The organism is Vibrio sp. 2092 (genome assembly GCF_033339635.1).
GTDB lineage: Bacteria > Pseudomonadota > Gammaproteobacteria > Enterobacterales > Vibrionaceae > Vibrio > Vibrio alginolyticus.
Genome location: NZ_JAWOUY010000021.1, coordinates 45,979 through 68,509, shown reverse-complemented (window position 1 = coordinate 68,509; position 22,531 = coordinate 45,979). Strand labels below are relative to the sequence as shown.

The 22,531-nt window shown below is 36.3% G+C and carries 27 protein-coding genes, 2 tRNA genes and 1 pseudogene; 12 read left to right on the top strand and 18 right to left on the bottom strand.

The annotated features are described in order from the left end of the window. The first annotated feature begins 1 nt into the window (after position 1). The 6 genes from R7P80_RS25050 (at position 2) to R7P80_RS25025 (ending at position 2,625) form a co-directional block, all read left to right on the top strand. Positions 2 to 346, top strand: coding sequence for a hypothetical protein (locus tag R7P80_RS25050; protein WP_133297343.1), 345 nt, complete (start codon positions 2 to 4; stop codon positions 344 to 346). Positions 347 to 696: 350 nt separating this feature from the next. Continuing rightward, positions 697 to 762 (top strand) — tRNA-OTHER (locus R7P80_RS25045). A 7-nt stretch (positions 763 to 769) separates the two neighbouring features. Next, a tRNA-Gly gene (locus R7P80_RS25040) sits at positions 770 to 845 on the top strand. A 373-nt stretch (positions 846 to 1,218) separates the two neighbouring features. Then, positions 1,219 to 1,665 carry a cell envelope integrity protein TolA gene (locus tag R7P80_RS25035; RefSeq protein WP_241620618.1) on the top strand — a complete coding sequence of 149 codons (447 nt, stop codon included), beginning with the start codon at positions 1,219 to 1,221 and terminating at the stop codon, positions 1,663 to 1,665. 34 nt (positions 1,666 to 1,699) lie between these two features. Further along, positions 1,700 to 1,921 carry a hypothetical protein gene (locus R7P80_RS25030; RefSeq protein WP_229623713.1) on the top strand — a complete coding sequence of 74 codons (222 nt, stop codon included), beginning with the start codon at positions 1,700 to 1,702 and terminating at the stop codon, positions 1,919 to 1,921. A gap of 50 nt (positions 1,922 to 1,971) precedes the next feature. Further along, positions 1,972 to 2,625: a hypothetical protein gene (locus R7P80_RS25025; RefSeq protein WP_318096837.1), complete on the top strand. Its 654-nt coding sequence runs from the start codon at positions 1,972 to 1,974 to the stop codon at positions 2,623 to 2,625. Positions 2,626 to 2,783: 158 nt separating this feature from the next. Here the strand turns inward: R7P80_RS25025 and R7P80_RS25020 are convergent, their stop codons facing one another. Beyond that, a complete protein-coding gene (locus tag R7P80_RS25020; RefSeq protein WP_118894929.1) occupies positions 2,784 to 4,196 on the bottom strand; it encodes a hypothetical protein in 1,413 nt (470 codons plus the stop codon). 116 nt (positions 4,197 to 4,312) lie between these two features. Here R7P80_RS25020 and R7P80_RS25015 point away from each other — a divergent pair, with 116 nt between their 5' ends. Further along, a complete protein-coding gene (locus R7P80_RS25015) occupies positions 4,313 to 5,347 on the top strand; it encodes a hypothetical protein (RefSeq protein ID WP_229623711.1) in 1,035 nt (344 codons plus the stop codon). A gap of 35 nt (positions 5,348 to 5,382) precedes the next feature. Here the strand turns inward: R7P80_RS25015 and R7P80_RS25010 are convergent, their stop codons facing one another. From R7P80_RS25010 to R7P80_RS25000, 3 genes are all read right to left on the bottom strand, one after another. After that, positions 5,383 to 5,937, bottom strand: coding sequence for a hypothetical protein (locus tag R7P80_RS25010; RefSeq protein ID WP_318096836.1), 555 nt, complete (start codon positions 5,935 to 5,937; stop codon positions 5,383 to 5,385). Beyond that, entirely contained in the window at positions 5,934 to 6,605 is a 672-nt protein-coding gene (locus tag R7P80_RS25005; protein WP_053317326.1) for a hypothetical protein, read from the bottom strand. Before R7P80_RS25005 ends, R7P80_RS25010 begins: the two co-directional genes overlap by 4 nt. A gap of 140 nt (positions 6,606 to 6,745) precedes the next feature. Next, complete coding sequence (locus R7P80_RS25000) at positions 6,746 to 7,267, bottom strand: thermonuclease family protein (protein WP_048516159.1); 522 nt, start codon at positions 7,265 to 7,267, stop codon at positions 6,746 to 6,748. Positions 7,268 to 7,438: 171 nt separating this feature from the next. On the opposite strand from R7P80_RS25000, the gene R7P80_RS24995 reads away from it, so the two are divergent. Beyond that, positions 7,439 to 7,975 carry a hypothetical protein gene (locus R7P80_RS24995; protein WP_318096835.1) on the top strand — a complete coding sequence of 179 codons (537 nt, stop codon included), beginning with the start codon at positions 7,439 to 7,441 and terminating at the stop codon, positions 7,973 to 7,975. Between the two features lie 11 nt (positions 7,976 to 7,986). Further along, positions 7,987 to 8,454 carry a hypothetical protein gene (locus R7P80_RS24990; RefSeq protein ID WP_318096834.1) on the top strand — a complete coding sequence of 156 codons (468 nt, stop codon included), beginning with the start codon at positions 7,987 to 7,989 and terminating at the stop codon, positions 8,452 to 8,454. Between the two features lie 245 nt (positions 8,455 to 8,699). Here the strand turns inward: R7P80_RS24990 and R7P80_RS24985 are convergent, their stop codons facing one another. The 5 genes from R7P80_RS24985 to R7P80_RS24965 form a co-directional block, all read right to left on the bottom strand. Beyond that, a complete protein-coding gene (locus R7P80_RS24985) occupies positions 8,700 to 10,076 on the bottom strand; it encodes a transposase (protein ID WP_318096833.1) in 1,377 nt (458 codons plus the stop codon). A gap of 190 nt (positions 10,077 to 10,266) precedes the next feature. Next, positions 10,267 to 10,605, bottom strand: a complete 339-nt coding sequence (locus R7P80_RS24980) for a hypothetical protein (RefSeq protein ID WP_054390400.1) — start codon at positions 10,603 to 10,605, stop codon at positions 10,267 to 10,269. A gap of 47 nt (positions 10,606 to 10,652) precedes the next feature. Beyond that, on the bottom strand, positions 10,653 to 11,408 hold the full coding sequence (locus tag R7P80_RS24975) for a hypothetical protein (RefSeq protein WP_318096832.1): 756 nt from the start codon (positions 11,406 to 11,408) through the stop codon (positions 10,653 to 10,655). A gap of 83 nt (positions 11,409 to 11,491) precedes the next feature. Beyond that, positions 11,492 to 11,854 carry a hypothetical protein gene (locus R7P80_RS24970; RefSeq protein WP_045594272.1) on the bottom strand — a complete coding sequence of 121 codons (363 nt, stop codon included), beginning with the start codon at positions 11,852 to 11,854 and terminating at the stop codon, positions 11,492 to 11,494. A 141-nt stretch (positions 11,855 to 11,995) separates the two neighbouring features. Next, positions 11,996 to 12,559: an NUDIX hydrolase gene (locus R7P80_RS24965; RefSeq protein WP_048516162.1), complete on the bottom strand. Its 564-nt coding sequence runs from the start codon at positions 12,557 to 12,559 to the stop codon at positions 11,996 to 11,998. 139 nt (positions 12,560 to 12,698) lie between these two features. Here R7P80_RS24965 and R7P80_RS24960 point away from each other — a divergent pair, with 139 nt between their 5' ends. Beyond that, the gene (locus R7P80_RS24960) at positions 12,699 to 13,019 is read left to right on the top strand and encodes a hypothetical protein (RefSeq protein WP_318086789.1); all 321 of its coding nucleotides are present in this window, start codon (positions 12,699 to 12,701) and stop codon (positions 13,017 to 13,019) included. 145 nt (positions 13,020 to 13,164) lie between these two features. Further along, a complete protein-coding gene (locus R7P80_RS24955; RefSeq protein WP_318096831.1) occupies positions 13,165 to 13,494 on the top strand; it encodes a hypothetical protein in 330 nt (109 codons plus the stop codon). Positions 13,495 to 13,810: 316 nt separating this feature from the next. On the opposite strand, the gene R7P80_RS24950 is transcribed toward R7P80_RS24955, so the two are convergent. From R7P80_RS24950 to R7P80_RS24935, 4 genes and pseudogenes are all read right to left on the bottom strand, one after another. After that, positions 13,811 to 14,371: a hypothetical protein gene (locus R7P80_RS24950; protein ID WP_318096830.1), complete on the bottom strand. Its 561-nt coding sequence runs from the start codon at positions 14,369 to 14,371 to the stop codon at positions 13,811 to 13,813. 6 nt (positions 14,372 to 14,377) lie between these two features. After that, positions 14,378 to 14,755, bottom strand: a pseudogene (locus R7P80_RS24945) (HlyD family efflux transporter periplasmic adaptor subunit); the annotation flags it as partial. A gap of 53 nt (positions 14,756 to 14,808) precedes the next feature. Further along, positions 14,809 to 15,474 (bottom strand): hypothetical protein, encoded by a 666-nt coding sequence (locus tag R7P80_RS24940; protein WP_318096829.1) that lies wholly within the window; start codon positions 15,472 to 15,474, stop codon positions 14,809 to 14,811. A 2-nt stretch (positions 15,475 to 15,476) separates the two neighbouring features. Continuing rightward, on the bottom strand, positions 15,477 to 16,055 hold the full coding sequence (locus tag R7P80_RS24935; RefSeq protein ID WP_318096828.1) for a hypothetical protein: 579 nt from the start codon (positions 16,053 to 16,055) through the stop codon (positions 15,477 to 15,479). Between the two features lie 131 nt (positions 16,056 to 16,186). Here R7P80_RS24935 and R7P80_RS24930 point away from each other — a divergent pair, with 131 nt between their 5' ends. Continuing rightward, complete coding sequence (locus R7P80_RS24930; RefSeq protein WP_318096827.1) at positions 16,187 to 16,546, top strand: hypothetical protein; 360 nt, start codon at positions 16,187 to 16,189, stop codon at positions 16,544 to 16,546. Between the two features lie 222 nt (positions 16,547 to 16,768). On the opposite strand, the gene R7P80_RS24925 is transcribed toward R7P80_RS24930, so the two are convergent. From R7P80_RS24925 to R7P80_RS24905, 5 genes are all read right to left on the bottom strand, one after another. Continuing rightward, a complete protein-coding gene (locus R7P80_RS24925; protein WP_318096826.1) occupies positions 16,769 to 18,319 on the bottom strand; it encodes a hypothetical protein in 1,551 nt (516 codons plus the stop codon). Positions 18,320 to 18,409: 90 nt separating this feature from the next. Next, positions 18,410 to 19,543, bottom strand: coding sequence for an SPASM domain-containing protein (locus tag R7P80_RS24920; protein ID WP_318096825.1), 1,134 nt, complete (start codon positions 19,541 to 19,543; stop codon positions 18,410 to 18,412). Further along, positions 19,530 to 20,129 carry a hypothetical protein gene (locus R7P80_RS24915; protein ID WP_053317318.1) on the bottom strand — a complete coding sequence of 200 codons (600 nt, stop codon included), beginning with the start codon at positions 20,127 to 20,129 and terminating at the stop codon, positions 19,530 to 19,532. The genes R7P80_RS24920 and R7P80_RS24915 overlap by 14 nt, the downstream gene beginning before the upstream one ends. After that, positions 20,119 to 21,312 carry a radical SAM protein gene (locus R7P80_RS24910; RefSeq protein WP_318096824.1) on the bottom strand — a complete coding sequence of 398 codons (1,194 nt, stop codon included), beginning with the start codon at positions 21,310 to 21,312 and terminating at the stop codon, positions 20,119 to 20,121. The genes R7P80_RS24915 and R7P80_RS24910 overlap by 11 nt, the downstream gene beginning before the upstream one ends. Next, positions 21,299 to 22,399, bottom strand: a complete 1,101-nt coding sequence (locus tag R7P80_RS24905; protein WP_044129067.1) for an SPASM domain-containing protein — start codon at positions 22,397 to 22,399, stop codon at positions 21,299 to 21,301. The genes R7P80_RS24910 and R7P80_RS24905 overlap by 14 nt, the downstream gene beginning before the upstream one ends. Between the last annotated feature and the right edge of the window lie 132 nt (positions 22,400 to 22,531).

The window sequence follows — 22,531 nt, the reverse complement described above, 5'->3', positions numbered from 1 at the left end:
TATGAAGTGGCTATTAAGAAGCGAAAGCCATGAGGTCGAGGTTTCAGGAGCTTCGCACCTTTCAATGGCAATGTTGGTTGGTCTGATTGAATCAGACCAGCTATATGCTCATGAGAGCCGAATTGGTCAAGACATCTTGTCTATCCCAAAGAAAAGTTCAATGAAATGCATTGATACCTGGTTTACGATGCACTTCAATGCTCCTATGGCTGAATGTATTGAATCTGAGGGATATCTTTCAGTAATTGCGTTGTTAGAGCAAATCGTAGGTACTGATGAACCGACTCTGGGTGAAAATGACATAGTTGATGCTGCTTATAAGCTGCTTCATGAGCTACAAATGTAAAAAACGAAGAATTAATAAAACACATAAAAAGTAGTTGCACATACTTTTTATTGTTGATATTATTTCTTCTACCCACTGAGAGAACACTGTTCTTTCATCACGGAGCTGGAATCCAACTTAAGCTTTTGTGTATGGGATAGAATCCGAGTTGGAGGCATAGCGGATAAGGTCAGCAATTTTTAATTGCGTCACTACCTGTTTAGTCAATGAAGGTCGCAAAGCCGCTGGAGATTGACAGGATGTGACTGGACATTAGGGGCTGAGATTGCAGGTGACTTTTCGGTAGAATAGTAACCGTAGAGTTTTTCTTAGACCTTGGCAGGATTTCCTGCCCTGGTTCTAAAATCAGTGCGGTTGAAGTTAGAGGCTTAACGCCATCATGATGGAGTTCGCAGGTTCGAATCCTGCCTTCCGCATCCAAATGCGTATATAGCTCAGTTGGTAGAGCACTGTCCTTCCAAGTCAGGTGTCGAGGGTTCGAACCCCTTTATACGCTCCAAATTTTGCTGCCGATATAAACTTTTGCTTGTTACAAGCGAGCCAGTAGTAATACTGCTCTATCTGAAAGGCTTAAGCCTTGAGTTTAAAATTATCGGTGCAATAGAGCATCATAGCGGCTATCCCCATTTTGGAGGGGTTAACAAGTTCAAATCTTGATAGGCGCTCACTGAAGCTCACTCAGCACATAACCGATTATGCGGTCTGCATCGTCTATCACGATGTAGTGAGCTAAAGCTCTATGTGCGACCTACTGTTCACATACAGATCTAATCTGTATGCCTTTCTGGTCTGGTCAACCAGGAAGAGTTAAAGACCTAATAGCCTCCCTCGTGGAGGCTTCTCTATATGTATTGAAAAGTAAGGTTTTTACTATGAGATTACTACTATTATCTATATTATGTTTAAATTCTTCTTTGTCCTTTGCCATAGAAAAAGACATTTCTTCTAAGGACGATGCAGAGCTTGATCGAATCTTTGCTGAGCTTGAGCAGCAAACTCAAGAGAGATTGATGTACAAGAGTGAACGTGATCAAGAATTTGAGATGTATAACGAGAAATTCCAAGAATTATTTAAAAATGCAATAAATCTGGATCTTGATCAGCCATTTGAGTGCCGAATAAACATTAAACTACTGCCAACAACAGATGGTTTTATTGTTCGAAAGGTAACTATGCTTTATGATAGCGGTCACTGCACACATATTCCTGAAGCGATAGAAACATTGCAATTTCCTATGCCAAAAAATAAAGAACTTATTCGAATATTTCAAAATATTAATTTTACAATGCAAAGTGATAAAGTGTTAAAATCAGAATAACCTAATCGTTAGCATTCTACTTTAGCGAGAAACCATGATCATTTTAAATTTCAATCCTGTCTGGTTAATCATGTCTATCCTCTCAGGAGCAATGACACTGAACTTTGCTTTGGATGTACTACATCATGGTTCCTCACTAGATTCTCATGAAGGTGCAATGAAAGAGTATCATGAGATCTTCTACAAAAAATCCAAGTCACGCGCTTTAGCTTCTTTTATTGCCTTCGCACTATTTGTTATTCTATTCATCGCATAATAAATTGACTCTCATAATTACCTATGTATAATAATAAACAGAGGTGATTTATGTTAGTTAATATCGAAATTTCAAAGGTTTCAGAAGAAAAGCTCTCTGAATATCGAAAAAATCTTGCAGAGGTTTATGGTGAAGGCGAACCACCGATTAAGGTGTTTGCTGAAATGTACCAAATGGACAATCTATCCACTGAAGTCACGCGGCTGGAAGACAATACGGGTTTATATCCTGTTCGATTTGATATGAGCTTAAGCCATCAAGAACTTCTACCTGAAGGCATTAAAATCATTAAGTACCCGCACTGCTTGCCAGCTCTAGTAACACAAATCAATTACGACAAACACAATCGTATTGTTGAGACCAAAAGTAGACTTAATAAATATGGTTACTGCGAGTCTTTTTCCGATTTTATGGTAATCGCAGGTAATCAACTTAATGCATCAGCGCGTAATTTCTTGGTTACATTCTCGTACATTAAGGGTTATGAACGAGCAAGCACAGAAGCTGACCGAGGCAGCTTAATTCGAAGCGATCACACGGTTCCGATCACATCTAATCAAATCGAAGGCATTCTTCACTATCATGTTTATGAAGTCGTGAGCAGCGATTATGAGGATATTACGAGCGATCAAGCGTTTGAGCTGCTTGGAATGGACTTGCGAGGTGAAGTGATTAACACTGAAGATCTTCGAAGTAATTTTTGATAGCAAATATTGATGGAAACTAAAGAGTCATTACTCATGAAAACGACGACTAAACTGGATTGTCGGCTCTTAACGAACAACAACTGAATATAAGAAAACCTTGCGCGAACTTTTGATTCACGCAAGGTTTAAAACTTTTCATGTATTGGTTTATATATTTACAGAGAAAGCTCTTTTTCGTTGGTTTCTTTCAACTCTTTGTACGCTTCCTTGTGCGCATCAATAAGCTTATTGATTGATTCAACCTTTTCGAGTTCCATTTTGAGGAATCTAGCATAGTTACAGTCAGAGTCAGCTTTAGCTTCATATTCCTTGATTCTTGATTGAGAGTAATCAGCTCTTTCCTCATGGAATTTAACGCGCTCTACGTGGTATTCCATCTTTTCTGCAACTGTACGATTATCGTCATCAAAAGTAATCTCACCACTTCTCAACGCTGACTCCCTACCCAAGTAAAGAGGTGTAAAATGACGAGCAAAACCACCACCATTATCACGCCATCTATCACTAATTGGACACGTCTCGGTGTAAGTTTTACCTGTTTTCTCATCTGTAAACACAAACTTAATGTCTGCTTTATACCCGAAATTATCTACAAAACGACTTTCCGCTGGATGGATAAAGATTTTTCCGCAATCGTAATCTCTTAACATCCCGTCACCCCAACAGTCACTTGAAGTGCTTAAACCACCAAAACGCATGATTTCTTCTTTAAAGGATTCTTCGAACTCAGCATCGATAAAGTCTGTCACCAAACCATTTTCATCAAAATGATGTGAGGCTAGGTATTTAACAGCACCTTTCAGGGTTTTATAGTCTTTCGTTTCATAACTAAGAGTACGACCACTAACCGTGTTCTTATTCATGCTATCGTAACTATGGAACGCTTGGTACTTCCCTTTTGAATTGATCACAATGCCACCAGGTGCTTCTAATTGCTTAAAGTAATCTGACAGCGTTTCACCAGCCTTAAGCTTAGGATAACCATCTTCTGAATATTCACGGTCAGCGTCTTTTTGAAACATCCCTGGATTCAAGATCTGTACTTTATTCACAACATAAGACTTGAGCTTTTCCATAGCCTGATTAAGCGCGTCATCAAGTTCTACAACATGTTTAACATGGATTTTGTCGTTAATGGTCTTACTACCATCACTTTTAGATACGTGGATAGTGTAGACACCCTCATGGTCATACAAAGGACGAGAAGAATTGTCATGAATAGCAAACCAAGCTTCCATATTTACATCTCGATGGTTTGCGAACTTACAGACACCAGCAGCAACGATACCCGATTTAGGGTCATACTGAGGTTCATAGAAATCATTGCGCAATGCTTCGTTTACGAAGCTCTTAATAAGCGATTCTGGCGATACCTTCATCTCTGGTTCCAATCCCTGAATATAGTAACCAGTTTGTTCTTCGAAAGATGTAAGAGGGATAGATTCAACGAATCCATCTTCATGACCTCCGAAAGTGATTTTGATGTTACCATCTCTGGTTTCAGGAAATTCAATAACCTTCTCAGTAACATCATTAAGAATGAATTTACCACCTACAACTTTTTTCATTATTTTTATCTCTTAGCAGTATTTAATTCTTAAATTATAACACGCAATCCCACATTTAAAAACTTAATGGTTCTATTTTTTATGATATAATCAAGAAAAACAATAGGAATAAAATAATGAAAACTCCAACATTGAGAAAGAAAATTAGAGCAATATATAGTCATCTTTTAAACACGAAAGAGAAAACAAATACTACCGATGATGAGAAAGCTCTATTTGTTCTCAAGCAACAACAAACTTTACTTCAAAATGAAATCGAAAATAAATCTAAACTTTCTAAATTGTTAACCGACCATATTAGCAATAGCATTGTATCTAACCAAAAAGTTATTGACACAATAAGCGAACAGATAAAGGCAACAAAAATTCCGTATAGCAGCTTTGAAGACGAAGTTAAAAAGTCAATTGATGAGTATAACAAATCAGTTAAGCTGTTCGCAGATAAAGGCGGTAAAGGTTTTTATGATCTGGCTATTTCAATGTACCCAAATCATGAAATGACACATAATGATTTAATATCTGTAATTGAAGAGCTTAAAGAAAATGGTGTTGATATAGAAATTTTGGATAATGAGCCAAATGAAAAATACGATGAGTATAGAACAAGACCATTTGGAGGAACTTATTACTCATCTTTAACAGTTGTGTTGCCTTCATCGCATATGGATACACTTCAAGAAGCAATTAATCAAAAAAATAGCGCAATCATTTCTACTTCTTTTACAGAGAAGTCTATTCTATGCGATTTCCATGCACACTTTATCATGCCCTATGCATATGACGAAGATAGAGAGATAACACTGGACTCGCTAAAGAAAATGATTGCTAAAGAACGTAGCAAACCTGAACGAACAGACAGGATTGTTCAAAAGGCATTTACATCACTAGGATTTTTTAGGTCTGAGCTATCATATAGTGGTTTTAAATCAGAGAACTGGGATCACTTAAATGACGCGATGTTGTTAGCATTTGAAAATTTAGATTTATACCAAAACACAAATGACCATATTAATGGTTTGATGCCTGGACCATTTGGTTATACTAATGAACACTCCAAACTTCTTGGTTATGAAAAACCAACAAGAGTCAATATTGTTGATGACCTGAAACTAAGAGAGATAAAAGATAGGTCTGTGTCATTACAACCATAGAGAGAAAAGCCCGTTTTCGTAACGGGCTTATACATTCATTCAACACCATTTATTGCATATACGTTGTTAAACGTGTTGATGTCGTATCCAAGGTCGTTTGTTACACCCTTCGACACTTCAATAAAGTCATATGTGGCTGGTAGCCCCCCAAGATAAATCAGATCTCCTTCGTCACTTTCATAAATCGGGAAATACCTCTCTAGATAATTCGATTTAAAAATACTGAATCCAACTACGTTATTACCACGATTGCCAAATTTGTTATGGAATAAGTCAGCTTTCTGCTTAATCTCATCGCAGGATAGTCGAAATTGACGGTAAGTTGAGTATGTTTTGGAATTAGCAGCTTCACAATCTTCCTTCGATGCATAAGTGTAAACCCTGTACCTGTCTATACCTTTATACCCAGTTCTACTGTTTGGCTTTGCTACGACAAGATAGTTTTCATCGGGTTCTTTCCTGTTTTGATGACTTTCATCTATTTTGATTTCATAACAATTTATTAGCACACCAAGAAATATTATTAAGGATACAAGAATTATTTTTTGAGGCTTAGACACTGTTATATGACCGTTCACTTTTTTTGTCATTGAACACCAACCATTTTGTATGATTCATTGAACATATCTATATTGTAACCAAGACTGTTCTTGTCATTTGAAACTTCGATGAAGTCATACGTAGCTGGAATACCACCAAGGTATACTAATTCACCTTTTTCATTTTTATAGACTGGATAGTATCGTTCGACACCAGTTCCCTTAAAAACACTTAACCCAAAAATCCGAGCTTTATCTTTGTTGTATTTATAATGAAAGTCATAAATTCTATTCATTATAGTATCGCAACTAGCATGGAATTGAGTGTAAAAAACACTTCTTGTCTTACCTGTAGATCTGTACTTTTCTTTGTTTACATTAAAGCACTCTGTTTGATCTCTAAATGTGTAAACTCGATAGTGATTTGTGTAATTAATATCTGTTTCTTGAGGCGCTATAGGATGCCCCTTATGCAGTAAATCAGTATAACTATTAGAAGTAATCTCGTTGTGGGCAGTTTTTAGATCTGAAGCCATAGAAAGAGCCATTAAAACCATTACTACTATAATAGTTAATACTAAAGTGATTTCTACTAAGCTTACTCTAACACTACTTCCAGAAGAGCTAGGGATATCGATAGCGATCCTGCGTAGTTGCGGCTCTTCCCCATCATGCTTTTTCTTATCTCCAGTTTTTATACCTGTTTTAATTTGCTTCATTATAATTTCCTAATTTATTATATGTTATTGATTTTATATTGATATTTATTTGATAATATTTACAATATATTTACATATAATATTTAACCACGTAGAAATAATAAGAGCAATAAAAAACCCCTCGTAGAGGGGTCTTAGTTTTACTTTTCCATCATTTTTTTCATATACATGCTATGCAAGAATGGGTGTTTTCCCCATTTGTACTCGTAGGTTGAGTAACCCTTTTCAATAAGATCAGCGCCCAGATCAATCCCGTTACTGCTCAGAGAGCAGATAGGACGACCATAGTGTCCAAAGTCCCAACATACAAAACTTACTTCTTGTTTTTCCCAGTTCTTCTTCACATAATCAGAAGCGTACTTACCTTCAACGGTATTTTTTGCTTGGTTTCTATGTACTGACTCAGGTGTGTTAATGTTTCCTATTCGAACTTTAAAACTACCATATTTATCATTAAAGTGCTTTTTCTCTTTATTTTTTGTTGCAGCGCCTTTTAGCTGATCGTAAACACCTCGACTGTCGGCTGTTACTATCATTGTATCGCCATCAACTACTCGATAAACGACACCAGTTCCAAATACAGCAGAGTTAGGATCTAGATTTCCTGCAAATGCAGTAGAGGAAATTGATATCAACGCCAAAACACTTAATTTTTTAATCATTTTATTTATTCCTATTATTTAATTATTAATGATTTTATAATTTTTCGTTGCAACGTTTCAACAATAATCTATAGATTGTTTAATTATTAATTCCGAGATTGGCAAATAAACTTTACTTTCTATATTGCTTGTGTATAATTAAGAAAAACAAAGAAAAGGTTTAGGATTAAGATGCGTAACGAAGTTCAAAAAGAACAAAGAACAATTGGATGGTTACTTACAGCCTGCGCTGTTATGTTCAGCTCAATCTTTTTTTCTCATTTGAGCGCGTCTGTACGTCAAGACCTTCCTTTTGAACAAAGAACACATGTTTATGAGAGCAATAGCTCAAGCTATTCTGCTAATGACTTGCTTCTCGGTAAGCACTTAAAGCCAAGATCTCTTACTGAGGAAGAAATCTTACTCGCAGAGAACAAGGTTCTAGCAGAGGAATTTCGTACAGTCTCTAAACAAGAGCTGCATAAGTTTCTAAAAGCATCAAGAACTAATCTATCTAAAGGTCAAACTTTGGCAGTAAATAGTAAAAGTTCTTTTTCTTGTGATAAATTCAATGTTGACTCAAACAATAGTTCAAATGGTTTTATCGATGATTATGTAAATCAGTTTCAACGTGAAGCTTGTCGAATTTACAAAAACCGATTCGATGATGAACAAATTCAGTACATCGCTTATAATGCTGCTGAATTGCTACTTTCCTCTAACCTATAAGATGGTCGATAATGATGAAGAACATGATTCCTACTAAGCAACAAATCAAAGAGCTAATCCAATCCGCTTGTATCGATCTTGAGGCTGCAAATACTCATATTCAAGTGGTTGACTCTTTGAACTTTGATGAGCTTAATGAAGATGCTAAGTCATTAAATACCTTGCTTCATATTTTTTTAAACTTACACATTGGTGCTAATAGCCCTTATTCTGAGCAAATTAACTTTGTGTCTGCTGCAATTTCATCAGCTATCTTAGAAAACGATCCTGAAATCGAATTCGAGAAATCTGAAACTATTGAGCAAAAACTAGGAATGCTAGAAGAAGGAACAGTGTTCTGTTGGTGTGATGATGTACTCGTATCTTTAAAACCGAATGAATCCTTCTGCACCGCACGATATGTTAATGGCGAATTGGCTTCTAACAGGTTTTATTGGGGATTTGAGAAAACCCCTGCATACACCATCGGTAAAATGTAGCACCACACACACTCTAAGCATATGAAATTCTGGTCTTTATGTGTAACATAGAGTCCATGAACTATATCGATCAGGAGTTCTATGTAGGTAAGGAAAAGAGCATGATGATGAACCTCCCAGCCCTAAAGTGCTGGGTTTCTGAATAATTGATGCCGAAGCTCAAATATTCATCCTGTTAGAAACATTTCCGATATAAAATATCAGACGAAAGGTGCCATCGTTCTATGGTCTTATGGCTAACATCACTAAGGCGTTAGCACCGCGCTTTCTTTGTCTCTCGTTTTTATACTGGTGTCGGTTCTGTCAGCCAGTTTTTTCTTTCTTGCTACGATACTTTTACGAGTTTTGCTTTTGGCAAACGTATTCTCTTTAATGTAATGTATCAGTCGTTTCTTTAGCACTTTAGCTGCATTTGAGTCAGCATTATCTCTGTTCCCACATGACAAACAGATAAAAGTCGCTTGGTCTGGACGCTCTGTATTTAAGCTCCCACAGCAAGCACACTCTTTTGAGCTATTCATTGGATTCAGCTCGCTAATTGCAATTTTACCCGCTTTACGGGCTTTATACGCGATGTAAGTAGCCAATTGACCTAACGCAACGCCAAGCAGTGATCGATTTAGACTGCTTTTCGCTTTGGCTCGGTTTCTGGCATATCCTTTTCCATCTTCTTTTTTCTTAGGTGTGGCACGTTTAGTCATGCCCGTTAAATTCAAATCTTCCAGACCGATAATTTGATTGGAACTTTCGACTAATGCTTTTGAAATATGGTGATTATGATTTTTTCGGCAATCGGACTCTTTCGCCTGAATACGGCTGATCCTGGTTTGTACAATGCGTTGTTGATTCGTTTCACAAGCTTTAGTTTTGTTCTTGCTTAATCGCTTCTTGCGAGCGAGGATGCGCTGATAATGCGCTATCTTTTTCGCTCTGCGCTTTTTACGCGCTATTTCTTCAGGGCTGTAAGTAACGGAAAATCCATCACTAGAACAAAGGTGAAGCGCAACACCTCTATCAACACCAGTGGTTTTAAGCTCAAGCTCTTCATAAGATAAATGCGACAAATCTGAAAGGATTTGTTTCTCATCTAAAACCAAGAGACCATCATCAAAGCTACCAGATAAAGTGAATTTCGCACCTTGTCGTGAAAGCCTGATTTGATTCCCGATTTGCTCAGGCTTGTGGGGAATAACCAATGAAAACACAATTCTTCGCTTCGCTTTGGCATGATTGTTAATCACGATCCGAGAGCCATTATCGAAAGGCTCAATAAAGAACATTTCTTTAGTTAAAATAACACTTCGTTTTTTAAACTTGTTTTTAATTTTTGGAAACTTCCTAAGTCCTTTTCTCGCGGCTTCCGCATCAGAGAAAACTGAACTTGCTGCATTACGTAGAAGTTGAACTGGAATGTCTTTTAAAAATAAAAGCTCAGGATTGTTTTTGATTGAAGCGTAACCTTGAGCGATAAGCTCTGGTGTTTCGTTTTTTAGAAAGGTTTTATATTCGTTAATCTTTTGATTACGGATCACATTGGCAGCACCAATCCATTGAGCAAAAAGTGTGGCTTGCTCTGGATTGAGTTTATCAGAAATATTGTAGCAAAAGCCTAATATTGCCAAGGTAAATCCCGAAAAACATTAGATTAATGAAAACCTTAAATTATCACGCGACACTTTCTGTGGCAACAAGGTTTTTAGTGAAAACAAGAAATAATCTGGTTTTGTTTTCATGTTCGCTCACCCCTACCTAAAGGAAGGGGATTGCGCTCACTCTCGTTCAATTTAACTACTTAAGCACCTTGATTGTGAATTATTCAATGACAGTAACGACAAAAGGGATTGCTTCATAATCCCTTTCGAACTTCAAACTAACCACTTGTCCTACTTCTAGAGGCTGTAGTTCAATATTTCCACGAACTTCTTCCATACAACCTCTGAGTTTTGCCTTACGACCATCCTTGAAATTAATCATGATTGATTGATCATCATTTTTAGAGGTTTCTATTTTAGCAATGTCCATATCGCCAAAGTAATCACCACCAACATTAACCAGATCAGGAATATAAATATCGTTACCTTTAATTCCTTTTGGGATATCTAGGTTAAATGTTGATTCTCCACGTTTCCTTCTAAATCTAACAGATCTCATTATCACTCCAGTCTATTGATGATAAAGACTTAATCTAGCATTATTACCTAGCTCCAACCACTAAGTTTAATAGCCGTTTCAAGACACTTTTTGCAGACTCCAAGATCAATTACCTTATCATCTCTCAAATCCAGCCCCCAAAAATCTTTGTTAGGACTACAAATAATTTGTCCAGATTCTCGTTTTAAGCGACCAATTTTTAGTGGTTTAGTCAAGGCTAAGTGATACTTACCACCAGAACCAACATTCTCATTTGGACTGTATGCGTAATACTTTTCAAAGTCTTCAGGATTTAGCTTGATTACTCGCTCAAGCAAATATTCAACGACCTCTTTGCTAGCAAGCATTAAGGCATATTTCAGATCGTAATCGATTCCTGATGCTCTGGAGTTGTTACATAATTTGGTTTTAACACGGAAGGTTTCAAGCTTGCTCTCTAAAATCTCAAGGATATCTTTAGTGCTTGGTGAGTTCGAAATAAACCCATCAATAATGAGCTTTTCTTCTGAAATGTACTTGCATGACTCTTTTTTAATTTTCGCTTTAGCTTCTTCGGCTTCACGGACTCTAAGTTCTTTTTGGGCTTCTTTCTCTGACTTGAGTTCTGCAACAATATCTTTTTCTAAAGAGACAATCAGAACATCTCCTTGTTTGAAAGTGCTATTTTCGGAAAGTCTAAACTCACTACCGCAAACAAGTACTGTACCGTCATTAAGGACAGTTGCTTCAATGTTGCTCGACATAAGTCGATTAACTAGACCTGGATTTAGATATCGAGACGCGCTATTAAGTTTTTCTTTCATTTCTAACCCTCCGAATTTATTTTTATTATACACCTCTCAGATTAAAAGTAAATAAAGCCAGAACATAATTCTGGCTTTAAAGTTTAAAATGATGATTTAAATCGCTCATTAATAACCTTTTCATAATTGTGAAGTTTGGTCTCCCAATCATACCCGCTGGTGATGGATTTTATCTTTTCAAAATCCTCACTTCTCATGCTATGAGGGGCAAGAGTACCTGTTAGACGAGTCCAGAAATAGTGATGGATGTAACCTTGAGCTTTAATACTTAGCTTGTTTCTTTCAAGCTTTTCTAAAGAATCAACTTCTTCCCAAAATTTGACGGGCTGATCGTATATTGTAGTTATTTGCTCCAGAGTAAGTATTACCCCGAACTTATCTGCAATATAATCTCTAACCTTAGAAACACACTTATCTGATTTTTCAATTAGTTTTAATTCTTTCATATTATTATTCCGTTTTTTATTATTAAATTTCACGGAAATTATAACATCTAAGAAAATTTTGCCAAACAAAATTAAATTTCGTTAATGGTAATAAAAAATCGACACCAAAGATGTCGATTAATAAATGAGTTTCTGAGATTCCTATACTCTAATCTTGGCTTGCGATGTTAGAAACCCCAATGGCAAAGAAGGTAAATAACCATACTCATCGCTATTCAGGTTTAACTTAAGCAACAAGATATCTTCTCCTTCTTCCTCTAACCCATGCTTAGTTTCTGATTGGATATCAGAGAGGTCACATGGCATTAAATAAAAGCTTCCCTTCTCAGTTGAAGCACCAGGGCTTAATAGCATATCTCCAAGATACACTAGGTCACATACTTCACATTTGAGACCCGCTTCTTCTTCTAATTCAGCAACTGCAATTGACGAAGGCGTTAAGTCTTTATCAATTCGACCTGCGACAGGTTCAATCACTAATGTGCTTTCTTCATCAATCGCGCCAGCTCGATGCTGTAGAACCGCTAAGAAGTCACCTGATTTTGGATCATATGGTAAAACGAATACTGAGTTGGATTGTCGCACAACTTCGCGTGTTTGAACGATGTGACCGACATCATTAATTTTAGGTGTTTTTAGTGAAAGACTGAAGACACTAAGAAAGCCACCCGACACTTTATGTTCACTAACTACTTCTGATTTCATAACAAATTTCCTAACCTTACCTTAATTCAATTATTGCACTAAGGTATGGGATATGCAAGCGATTCTGTATAAATTCTTTCTTCAACTATAATCCCTATATGCTATACTCCACCGCGTTTCCAAACTACTCAAAGTACATATGAGCACGTTAACAGAAATTCTAATAAATCACGGATATGCAAAGACAGAATCCGAAGCAAACACTTTGGCAGATACACTAAGTGCCGAACATCTTAATATGAACTGCACAAAGCCAATTAAGGCAGTGTTAGAAGCTGACTCTGAAACTAAGTTGAGAAAGTTAACAGACAACCATAAAACGCTAGCTTCTATAATGTGCGGATTGATACCAAGAGATCAGTATCCAATACACAGCTTAATGATAAATGGTCATGGTAAAGACCTTGCTAAAACCGATCAGCTATTGTCCTCAATAGGCATCCAGCTTAAACATGATTAACAGAGCCTCTATGAGGCTCATTCTCAATAGCTACTTTTCTCCCCTTAAAAAGTTTTTATTCGTGATAAAAAATGCTTTACTCTCCAGTCTTTATTGTTATAATGACGATGAATCAATTAATGAATAAATCTAAAAAGGATACTTAATGTCTTTAGTTAAAATTCTGAATGAAAAAACAAAATCTCTAGGCACTCTAGTTGATAAAGGCAGCAGCAACGACACACATTTTGTACGTTCTTTCCAAGCAGGTGATGTTTACGGGAAGCTTTCTGTGAACGTAAAAGAAGCAGGTGACGCTAAGTTCTTGCTATTTAAGGGTGAAAAGAGCCACGAGATCTTCGTGAAAGATGCACCTAACTTTATCAAAGATTTTCCTGATTTTATTTCAGATGATGAAGCTAAAAAGCTAAACAAGATTTTTGTTCCTATCGTCAACCGTCTAACAGGTACGCCTAAGATCGCGAAATTCCTGTAATTCAGTTAATTCGATATAAAGTGCAATAGACCGTCAATACACATTGACGGTCTTTTCATTTTGATTGAATTCATTTACCATTAAAAATAAATGGATTTATTATTATGAATGAAATTATTTCTTCATGCTAACTCAAATGCAGCTAAAGTGCTAAAGAAACGACTGATACATTACATTAAAGAGAATACGTTTGCCAAAAGCAAAAACTCGTAAAAGTATCGTAGCAAGAAAGAATTACACTTCCATCCTTGATTAATTCTAACATTGAATCTGCAAAATCTGTGTATTTATTGTATATTCCACCACCTATTGTTTTTTATTTATTCCAGCTATTTAAGCATATGTTATTTTTACATATATATTTAAATTTATAAAAGCCAAGTCTTGACTGCCTCAACTCAACATTAAACTTATTGTTTTTTTCACCACAGAATACATCTATATGATTATTTGTGCTTACTCGAATATCTTCATTATATATATTACAATACCTTACCTTCCCCTTATAATCAGTGTTATGACCAAATTTAACATTATTCTCTATACTAATAAGTTTTTCACCTTTAATATCTCCTGCATAAGTCCATAAAATCAATAATGGGATAACTGCTATGCAAAACTTATTTCCTGTATTTCCTTTATGTTTCCCATCATCTTTTGAACTTACAATATAAAATATACACATATATATTAGAATCAATTTCCAAAAATTATCAACCATAAACAAAATAAGATCAGATGCAAAAATTATTGATATGAGAGATAGAATAACAGGTGTAGTAAATAACACTATCGTAACAATTCCAACCTCACTATTCTTCAATTCCCTTAAGTAATTTAAGAATATCTCATAAATGCAGAGTATATTTAATTTCATTTTGTATCACCTTTCTGAGACACTCTCTTTTATAGTTCTTTTTATAGGGTTTAAGAAAAACTCTATGATTTTTCTTTTTCCAGTTTTTATATCTACTGTTACTGACATTCCCGAACTTATGGTTGCTTTCATACCTGACAAGTTAATCTTATTACTTTCTATTTTTATTTTTACTTTGAATACAACCCCCAACTTTTCATTCTCAACTGAATCATTAGAGATGTCATATGTTTTACCAACCAAATATCCGTGCTTTACAAAGTCATAAGTATCCACTTTTATTATAACATCTTGGTTCTTTTCTATAAAACCTATATCCTTACTAGGAACTAATGCTTCTACAATAAGTTCATCTTTATTAGGTACGACCCTTAAGATGTCCTCAGCAACCGTTACAGATTTTTACTTCTGATTCTTTTATATTGCTTACTAAAACTTCAAGCTTGTTTTTTTGAATCAATTGCATTTTCAATTATGAGTGACAACTGAAGGTTTGATAAAGATCTAATATTGGTAGCTTCATAGTCGTACTCAAAGTCAGGGACGAAATTGTTTGCATCATCCTGGCATTTGAATTCGATCTCTACAATAATAACATCCAAGTTATGAAACAAGTCTAATTCATATTTTAATGAACCAACAGAATAAACCTGTCTCACCTTACTAATCTTAGAATTTATTTCTGAGCAGAGAGATTCAATATCCGTTTTTTCATCTTTTGATATTTCATACTCAAATTCGAAAAGCTTACCTTCTGAGTCTATTTTAAAAGTAAATATTTTTTTTACTTCTTTTGTTGCAATATCCCACTTAAATCTGAATCTGCAAGAAGATTCAGGTAAATCAATAAGATTGCTCTCTTCACTTAGTTTCAATTCATTTATTTTCTCAAACTCACCATCGAGAAGTGGAATGGTTATTTGGGCATCATTAACAGATATTTCCCAGCCATTAACCCCAACTGTTAACTTTTGCTTCTCTTTGTTTACCAAGTAAAATTGTACAATTTCAAAACTAGAACTTAATTTGCTGGAGTATCTTTTCAGAAACTCATCTAATTGTTCTTTGGTAAGTCTAAATTTTCTTTCTATTTCTTGATTCATTCTTATAACCAGTCATTTATCTTATTGAGCTTGAACCCACCACGTATGAAAAACGTAGACTTAGGCATGGCTTCATCAAACTGAGGGATGTACATGATATCTACATTCAAATAATCAGTGATATTATAGGTCAGGTACGGTAAAGGTACTGTGTCTACTTCTGTCGTAAAATAGTAATGATTATAATGCGGTTTAGATCGATGTATCCATCCTCGCTCCATCACCATCAAAGCTAAATTGTAGTTGATGTTATCGAGAATATAATAACCTGTATCTGGCTTGTACGTGTATATAATTCCACCCTGTTTGTTATCCATATCAAAAGAATCTTTCATTTGGAAGTAACCAAGGCTCAAGTTATGTTTTTTGTTTTCCGACTTAAAAAACGTCCACTCTAAACCAATACCATTATGACTTTCATTGTACTCATACTTATCAAATGATTCAGTTACATGTTTTGACCAACCGCCAAATTTTATGTATACATCATCGCTATTTATAAACGATTCCCACTCACTAGCTTGTGCGCAGCTTGCAGTTAGTGCCATACCTGCCAATATGGGTAATATTTTATTTTTCATATTCTTAAATTTATTAGTCAATTAATTTGATATCATTATATGTTCTATAATTAAGTCGTCAAATTTATTTTAACTAATAAAAAAATAATGGTATAGTGCTTTTTTAATGTATAATAAAAACGAGAATTTTAATGCCTACCTTTATCTGTGATCGATGCCATTCAATCGAAAATACTGCTACATGCATGTACCACACGCGAAAAAACTTGCAAAAGTACTTTGGAGAAGAGTTTGTAAACAATGAAATGATATGCTCAGGATGCACTCCAAAGCACTTCCTAGATGGTAAGCCTAATAAATATGGTGGTTGGCATAATAGATTTCATCGCGAGATTGCTACTAAAGAGTATGTGAAGGAACAGGCTAGTGGCAATAGACTTGTCCATAGTAAAGGTCTTGAACAAGTTCGTGATGGAGTTCTGCCAATGATCCGCCTCGCCAATGTACCAAAGGTCGGAGAGATTAAGCGAGTATTCTCAAGCCTAGTCTGATTTTTCGAAGATTATTGTTAAAGAGAGAACACATGACCCGTTCATTCCAGATTATTTCGATTTAGCTCATATGCGAGCTGCGAATTCTGAATTTTAATCATTGATGAGCTGTCTGGATTTTCTTAGATGCAAAAAGCTCACACATGCGCTTTAAATACCTAAAAGATCTATTCTCATACAATAAAAAGGGAGCTGTTTCAGCCCCCTTTTCTTTTTTAATTGTTAGTTATTTTTGTTGATAAGCATCAAGAGCTGTGACAATGAACCTTTTGACTTATCTTCCAAGCGCTCACCAAACCTTAGGAGTACGTCATTAATCTTCTCAGATGTAATTTGAGCGTAGTCATTAAATACGGTTTGAGCAGTAACATCAAAGCGCTCTCTGCGGTCTTTAGACTCAACTTCAAAAAGGTTGCTGATCTCCATAACCTTCTTCAAAATCGCCTCTTTATGTTTCTTAGACTTGGATGAACTACTCAACAATGAATCTAACTCAGCAGCAAGTTTCATCAAGGTTTCTGAAGATTCAGGAATCTCAATCTTATGAGGTTCCTCGATCATCTTCGGCGCTTTCTTTAATTCTAGCGACAGTCCTTCGCCAAGGAATCGTGTTAACGTGCCTTTAACCCAGTTGCCACCAAGTGATGATTGAAGCAGTTCCATCATTTGGTATCGAGTCATACTCAAAGTCAAAATATCAGTTTCAGCTTCGTAGTACAGGTCGCCATAACTATCAGTGGAGTAGCTAGAGAACGAACAAGTGAAAGTAAAGTAGTCTTGAACAATTCGAGAATCCCCGAAGAAAAAGTGTGGACTACCAGATGGATTGTTGATTTTTACCATTGCCTGGTTAACACCACGAAGATTCTTTTTCTGACTGTTTTTATCAAACAATCTGCTAGCTTGAGCAATGTAATCTACGTCTCTGCTTTTCTCTACCAGTCTTAACAGGGACTCAATTTTTTCTGTTCGAGCATTTAACTCGTAGTAACAGGCTAATGGAGAATCAAAGGAAGACGAGTTGTCATCTGCATAAGCGATAGCTTTATGCTCTACAACACTTGAAAGCGAACTACTGATAGAACTAGCAATTTCTGTTCGAACATGATGCGCATTCGTCTCTAACTTTTCTGCAATAATTTCAAAATCAAAAGCATGATCATCAGTGGAATAGCCATATACTGTTCTTGCAAACCATTGCAGTTTCTCTTTATCTTTTTTGTTTAAAAGGCAAGTAGAACTGTTGATACGCTCTGCCTCTTCAAGAGCTTCTTCGATTTCTTTTTTGATATTGCTATGCTTATCATTGAGTCGTTTAAAATACTCACCACTTGCTGTTTGCTTTGGTTCATATTTAGGTAGGGGTACACCATTTAATTCAATGATGTTTGCAGGTTCACCCTTATACTTCTCACGGTCAAAAGTCATATCTGAAAGACCGCGTTCAGAAATTGCGACTCTAAGGATTACATTATCCTCATCAGGAACCCACTTACCATCCTTCCCTTTAGCAAAACATACTGAGATTTCATTAATTGTGTCACTAGGAACATGTGAGCCATACATATACATAGGCTCAACCTTCTTCGGAGTAATCTTCATGAACACAAAAGACTTTGAATAGTCTTTGGCATCAATATCTTTCTGGTATTGACTTAAAGTTTTAGCCTTTTTAATAAGCTCTTTGATGTTTTCTCTGTCGATTTGAGATAGGGATTCCCCATGCTCCACCAGCATACTCTCAAGCAACTCAGGTTTTGCTAACAGCTCCATATTCACTCCAAAATCACATTAAATTTTTAATGATTCTGGCATATGAATGCAACTCCGTCAATTACTTTTGTCTTTATTTATGTATAATTACTAACAATAGAACTTTGCCTTATCTTGGCTCATAAACCATTTTTTTAGCTTGTCTTTTCCATGAGCAATAATTAATTTTTCACAGTGTTCGAATAGCGCAAACCAAACTTCGCAAAAGTAACTTTCTGAATACTCATCGCCCTTGATCATGGCATGATTCATACAACCACCTTTGCAGTAGTTTCGGTATTTGCAATCAATACATTTTGAATTTGACTTAATGCCTCGTTTAGCAAGCTTTCGAACCAGCTTGAAGTCAGCGACTCCCTCAACTGCATTACCAAGCTTATGACGTTTTGTTTCCGCCATATCCATGCAAACATACATATCACCATTTGGTTCAACGCATATCGATTTTGATGAACAACCATAAGCAAAAGGGCAAGAATCTCCTGTACCGCACAGTTTCTCGTCTTCCTCTAAAACCATTCTGAGAATGTGACCAAGAGGTTCTATTGGGGTGTCATAGTTAAGAACCCATTCATCCATTATTTCTATCAGCGCCTTTGCCATTTTATCAAGGGGAGCAATATCAACTGGATTGTTCGCTTCGTATGCTGGATAGAGACCAATCGCATAGCCTTCACTTAAAGCTTTTTTTGCTTCCTTTACTGCATTTTGCAGACCATTCAAATCAAGTACGTATACAGAACCCGTTGGAATACTTTTACATACATCGACTACATTAACTTCAAATCTTTTCCTGTAATTCTCTGAAGTTCCTTTAAACCTTCTCTGATCAGTAAAGTGGTCTACTGATGTAGTCATTCTTCCTTCAAACTTGTCCCATAGTTCCTTTAACTTCTCGGTATTCCCCACAAAATTACTTTGCGCACCGTCTTTAAAATTGTATCCCGACCTTTCAAAGACCGCCCTGGCATAATCAATACAGCTTATAAACATCTGACTAGGAAGGAGTGAAATCTCACCTCCAACGTACTCTAGGTCTACGTAATCTCCCGATTTTGAACCTATTGAGGGTAAGTAAGTATTCACTAGGTAATCAATTGAGCGCTTGAAATCATCCTCACTCATTCTACTGTTTGATGAATGTGGAGCTATACAATACGAACACTGAGCATTGCATTTTTTAGTCATTCTAAACTGAATGGTATAAGTACTACTTTTCATCATTTACAATCCAATGAGTTAAATGTGGAGTGATGATTCTTTTAGACCATAATGGGCTGATCCATGAGCCAGGAAGTTCATTGAACCAAATCATTTTTTCTTGCCTAAACATAAGGCTTATGAAATGCATGTAATGCACTACTCTAGGATCCTTTAAGGCTGACTTATCTGAGTCACCATAATCAAACAACTGTGTGTAGTGCGTTGAAACCTCACCTAACAATTCGTTTTCTACTTTAAAGAGTGAAGCATTAGGAGGAAGCATAAGTGAGTGAGTCCTCACATCGCTGCTTAATGTGAACAACTGGCTCATCAACGAACAAAGCCTGTCATTGCTTTGGGATAAAAATCCATCCCGAATCACTGGATGAAAGTATACTGACTTACCCTTTTTTAAATACTTAAGCAGAGCGCACAATAGTAATTCGAAATCGTCTGATACGATTAGCACGTCAGGTTTAACTTCATAAAGTGGTGGTCTTAATTTCGTAGGCTCCAAATGCCCCCCGTAAGGCACTGCCTTAGAAAGATACTCATATCTTTGTGTGCCTTTAGGAATTTTTTCATATTTAAGATCGTTAACGCTCATCTGAAATCCGTTTTAATTTTTCATTATTACTTTGTATGTAGCTAAGGAACGACTTTAATCCGTGACATTCTAAGCCACTTTTGGGATCCCATAACCTTGACCTTTGTTGACATCCACCTTTGCAATTATCAACAAATTCACAAGCTAAGCATGTTTTAGGTAAGCGCTCGTTAGCAAAAAGTTGCTGAGTTCTTACTGGTGAATTTTCTATATCAACAATACTGTCTTCGAAAATATTTCCAAAGGAAAGAGGGGTCGAGTTACCAATTTCCGCAGCGCAGCCAGTGACTAACCCATCCGTTCTTGTTGAGAAACCCTTACCAGAACCACAGGCTATATCCCCTAGCTCTTGGTCATGAAGAAGGTCTGCTATCATTCCATGAATAGGATCCACCCGTAACCCCCCATCTTCTTTGGATTTGTTTAGAAGCCATTCTGTAATCAGAACATAGTAGTCAGACTCAGCCTGAAACCCCATATGCATGTTATTTGAAATACTGTATCGTTTCCTTTTTCTCGAAAACTTTAGGTGTTCAGCGTTCTTATCAGAAAGATATACTGCATAGTCATCTTTGGACATAGAGTGTTCAAGATAGCTACCACCAGGCACTGCGTTGTTAATCTGAAAGTTTCTAACTCCAATGTCATAGAAATAGTCAAAAAGCTCAACGCCTTTATCCATAACATCAGGCGTAGTTGTAAAAGACAACACAACGCGCTTACCACGAGCAACCCAATCCTTTATGTTTTGTTCCCAAACCTTAAACTTTCTTTCATCAAATCTATTTGGCTCATAGCTGGTGGCAATAAAGTCGAATAAGTCCGCAATTTTTTCAAGCTTGGAAAGATGCATAAAATTGGTCATCAAAGTAATGAAGGCGTACTTTCCTGTCTTTTCAAAATCAAACTTTCTACGAATGTAAGGGATAACTTCTTGGTAAAATTCGGCATCAACCAGTGTTGGTTCACCCCCCATGATGGTCATTTCAGCATTTTGAATGTTAGAATTAACAAAATGTTCCGCGTATTTATCTACTACGATTTTGAACTGCTCTACGCTCATTCTTGTTTTATCATGTCGCATAGCCTCTTCAATGAAGCAATGGTCGCATGATAAGGAGCAGTTCATGGTTGGATAAAAATAGTATTGAGCGATTTTTATATCTTGATTAGTGTTCATCATTCAAAAGTACCGATAGACGTTCTTGATGGTTTCTGATGTACTCCATAAATGGCTTAAGACCATGACAGTTTGCCTTATCGCCTTTCGCATTCCAGAATCTAGCTCTCAACATGCAAGAGCCGTAGCAGTTACTTAAAAACTCACACTTACGACATTCTTTATCAAGACGACTCCCCATAGAGCTATGCATTTCCTTGGCTTCTGAGTTCGCAATATCTTGCACATTGTCTTTATAGATATTTCCATAGCTAAGCATATTTTTACTGCCAATTTCCGAAGCACACCCAGTTATGGCACCATCGAAACGAACATTCATACCTTTGTTGATACAACACGAGATATCATCAATCTCATGGTTGTAAACAACTCCACTAATAAAGCTATTTACTGGATAGACATTTACATCAATCCCATCCATTCTCTTTTTATAGAGCCATTCAGTAACAGCAATGAGGTATTCAGCTTCACTCTTAAAGTCAGGAATGATTTTTGCGTTCTCAATTACGATTTTTCTTCTATTTCTTAGCGGGATCGACAGGTCGTCCGTTCTAACGGAGACATGGCTTTCATAGAATTCGTTACCGAATTCATTCTCGATAATCTTTCCTTCAGGGACTATGGTATTTAGCTGAATAAACCTAATTCCTTTATCTAGGAACTTGTCTAGCAAATCAGTACCTGCGTCAATGACATCTTGTGTTGTAGCCAAAGATATGGACAAAGGCTTACCAGATTCAAGATAGATATTGAGATTCTTTTCCCACGTTTCTTTTTTACGATCAATGCTTGCGACCATATTTGCTGAGGTGAATCTCGCTGGTTCATAACTCGTAACCACAAGGTCAAATAAATCCCTCATTCTTTCCAGATTCGGCAGGTGAAGTAAGTTCGTTACTATCGAAACCATAAACCCCTTACCAGTTTCTTCGAAGCGTTGTCTTAGGTATGGGATTACTTCATGATAGAAATCACTTGGGATTAACGTAGGTTCGCCACCAATAATCGTAATCTCAGCAAACTGAGCTTTTGAATCCTTGAAATGACTGGAAAACTTATCTGCGACGATCTTGAATTGATCCTCGGTCATGGTTTCCTTTGAATTTATCAGGCTCTTATCAATAAAACAGTGCTGGCATGAAAGCGAACACCTCATTGATGGGTATATATGGTATTGATAGTTATTCATTTCTTTTGTCATTTAATTTATTAATAAAAATGG

Bases quoted from the DNA above. Each gene is read 5' to 3' on its own strand.
- R7P80_RS24975 (WP_318096832.1), bottom strand. From the start codon at position 11,408: ATGAAAGAAAAACTTAATAGCGCGTCTCGATATCTAAATCCAGGTCTA.
- R7P80_RS24965 (WP_048516162.1), bottom strand. From the start codon at position 12,559: ATGAAATCAGAAGTAGTTAGTGAACATAAAGTGTCGGGTGGCTTTCTT.
- R7P80_RS24935 (WP_318096828.1), bottom strand. From the start codon at position 16,055: ATGAAAAATAAAATATTACCCATATTGGCAGGTATGGCACTAACTGCA.
- R7P80_RS25020 (WP_118894929.1), bottom strand. From the start codon at position 4,196: ATGAAAAAAGTTGTAGGTGGTAAATTCATTCTTAATGATGTTACTGAG.
- R7P80_RS24970 (WP_045594272.1), bottom strand. From the start codon at position 11,854: ATGAAAGAATTAAAACTAATTGAAAAATCAGATAAGTGTGTTTCTAAG.
- R7P80_RS24905 (WP_044129067.1), bottom strand. From the start codon at position 22,399: ATGACCGAGGATCAATTCAAGATCGTCGCAGATAAGTTTTCCAGTCAT.
- R7P80_RS24910 (WP_318096824.1), bottom strand. From the start codon at position 21,312: ATGATGAACACTAATCAAGATATAAAAATCGCTCAATACTATTTTTAT.
- R7P80_RS25050 (WP_133297343.1), top strand. From the start codon at position 2: ATGAAGTGGCTATTAAGAAGCGAAAGCCATGAGGTCGAGGTTTCAGGA.
- R7P80_RS25035 (WP_241620618.1), top strand. From the start codon at position 1,219: ATGAGATTACTACTATTATCTATATTATGTTTAAATTCTTCTTTGTCC.
- R7P80_RS25005 (WP_053317326.1), bottom strand. From the start codon at position 6,605: ATGAAGCAAATTAAAACAGGTATAAAAACTGGAGATAAGAAAAAGCAT.
- R7P80_RS24960 (WP_318086789.1), top strand. From the start codon at position 12,699: ATGAGCACGTTAACAGAAATTCTAATAAATCACGGATATGCAAAGACA.
- R7P80_RS25030 (WP_229623713.1), top strand. From the start codon at position 1,700: ATGATCATTTTAAATTTCAATCCTGTCTGGTTAATCATGTCTATCCTC.
- R7P80_RS24950 (WP_318096830.1), bottom strand. From the start codon at position 14,371: ATGAAATTAAATATACTCTGCATTTATGAGATATTCTTAAATTACTTA.
- R7P80_RS25010 (WP_318096836.1), bottom strand. From the start codon at position 5,937: ATGACAAAAAAAGTGAACGGTCATATAACAGTGTCTAAGCCTCAAAAA.
- R7P80_RS24940 (WP_318096829.1), bottom strand. From the start codon at position 15,474: ATGAATCAAGAAATAGAAAGAAAATTTAGACTTACCAAAGAACAATTA.
- R7P80_RS25000 (WP_048516159.1), bottom strand. From the start codon at position 7,267: ATGATTAAAAAATTAAGTGTTTTGGCGTTGATATCAATTTCCTCTACT.
- R7P80_RS24915 (WP_053317318.1), bottom strand. From the start codon at position 20,129: ATGAGCGTTAACGATCTTAAATATGAAAAAATTCCTAAAGGCACACAA.
- R7P80_RS24990 (WP_318096834.1), top strand. From the start codon at position 7,987: ATGATGAAGAACATGATTCCTACTAAGCAACAAATCAAAGAGCTAATC.
- R7P80_RS25025 (WP_318096837.1), top strand. From the start codon at position 1,972: ATGTTAGTTAATATCGAAATTTCAAAGGTTTCAGAAGAAAAGCTCTCT.
- R7P80_RS24995 (WP_318096835.1), top strand. From the start codon at position 7,439: ATGCGTAACGAAGTTCAAAAAGAACAAAGAACAATTGGATGGTTACTT.
- R7P80_RS24980 (WP_054390400.1), bottom strand. From the start codon at position 10,605: ATGAGATCTGTTAGATTTAGAAGGAAACGTGGAGAATCAACATTTAAC.
- R7P80_RS24925 (WP_318096826.1), bottom strand. From the start codon at position 18,319: ATGGAGCTGTTAGCAAAACCTGAGTTGCTTGAGAGTATGCTGGTGGAG.
- R7P80_RS24955 (WP_318096831.1), top strand. From the start codon at position 13,165: ATGTCTTTAGTTAAAATTCTGAATGAAAAAACAAAATCTCTAGGCACT.
- R7P80_RS24930 (WP_318096827.1), top strand. From the start codon at position 16,187: ATGCCTACCTTTATCTGTGATCGATGCCATTCAATCGAAAATACTGCT.
- R7P80_RS24920 (WP_318096825.1), bottom strand. From the start codon at position 19,543: ATGATGAAAAGTAGTACTTATACCATTCAGTTTAGAATGACTAAAAAA.
- R7P80_RS25015 (WP_229623711.1), top strand. From the start codon at position 4,313: ATGAAAACTCCAACATTGAGAAAGAAAATTAGAGCAATATATAGTCAT.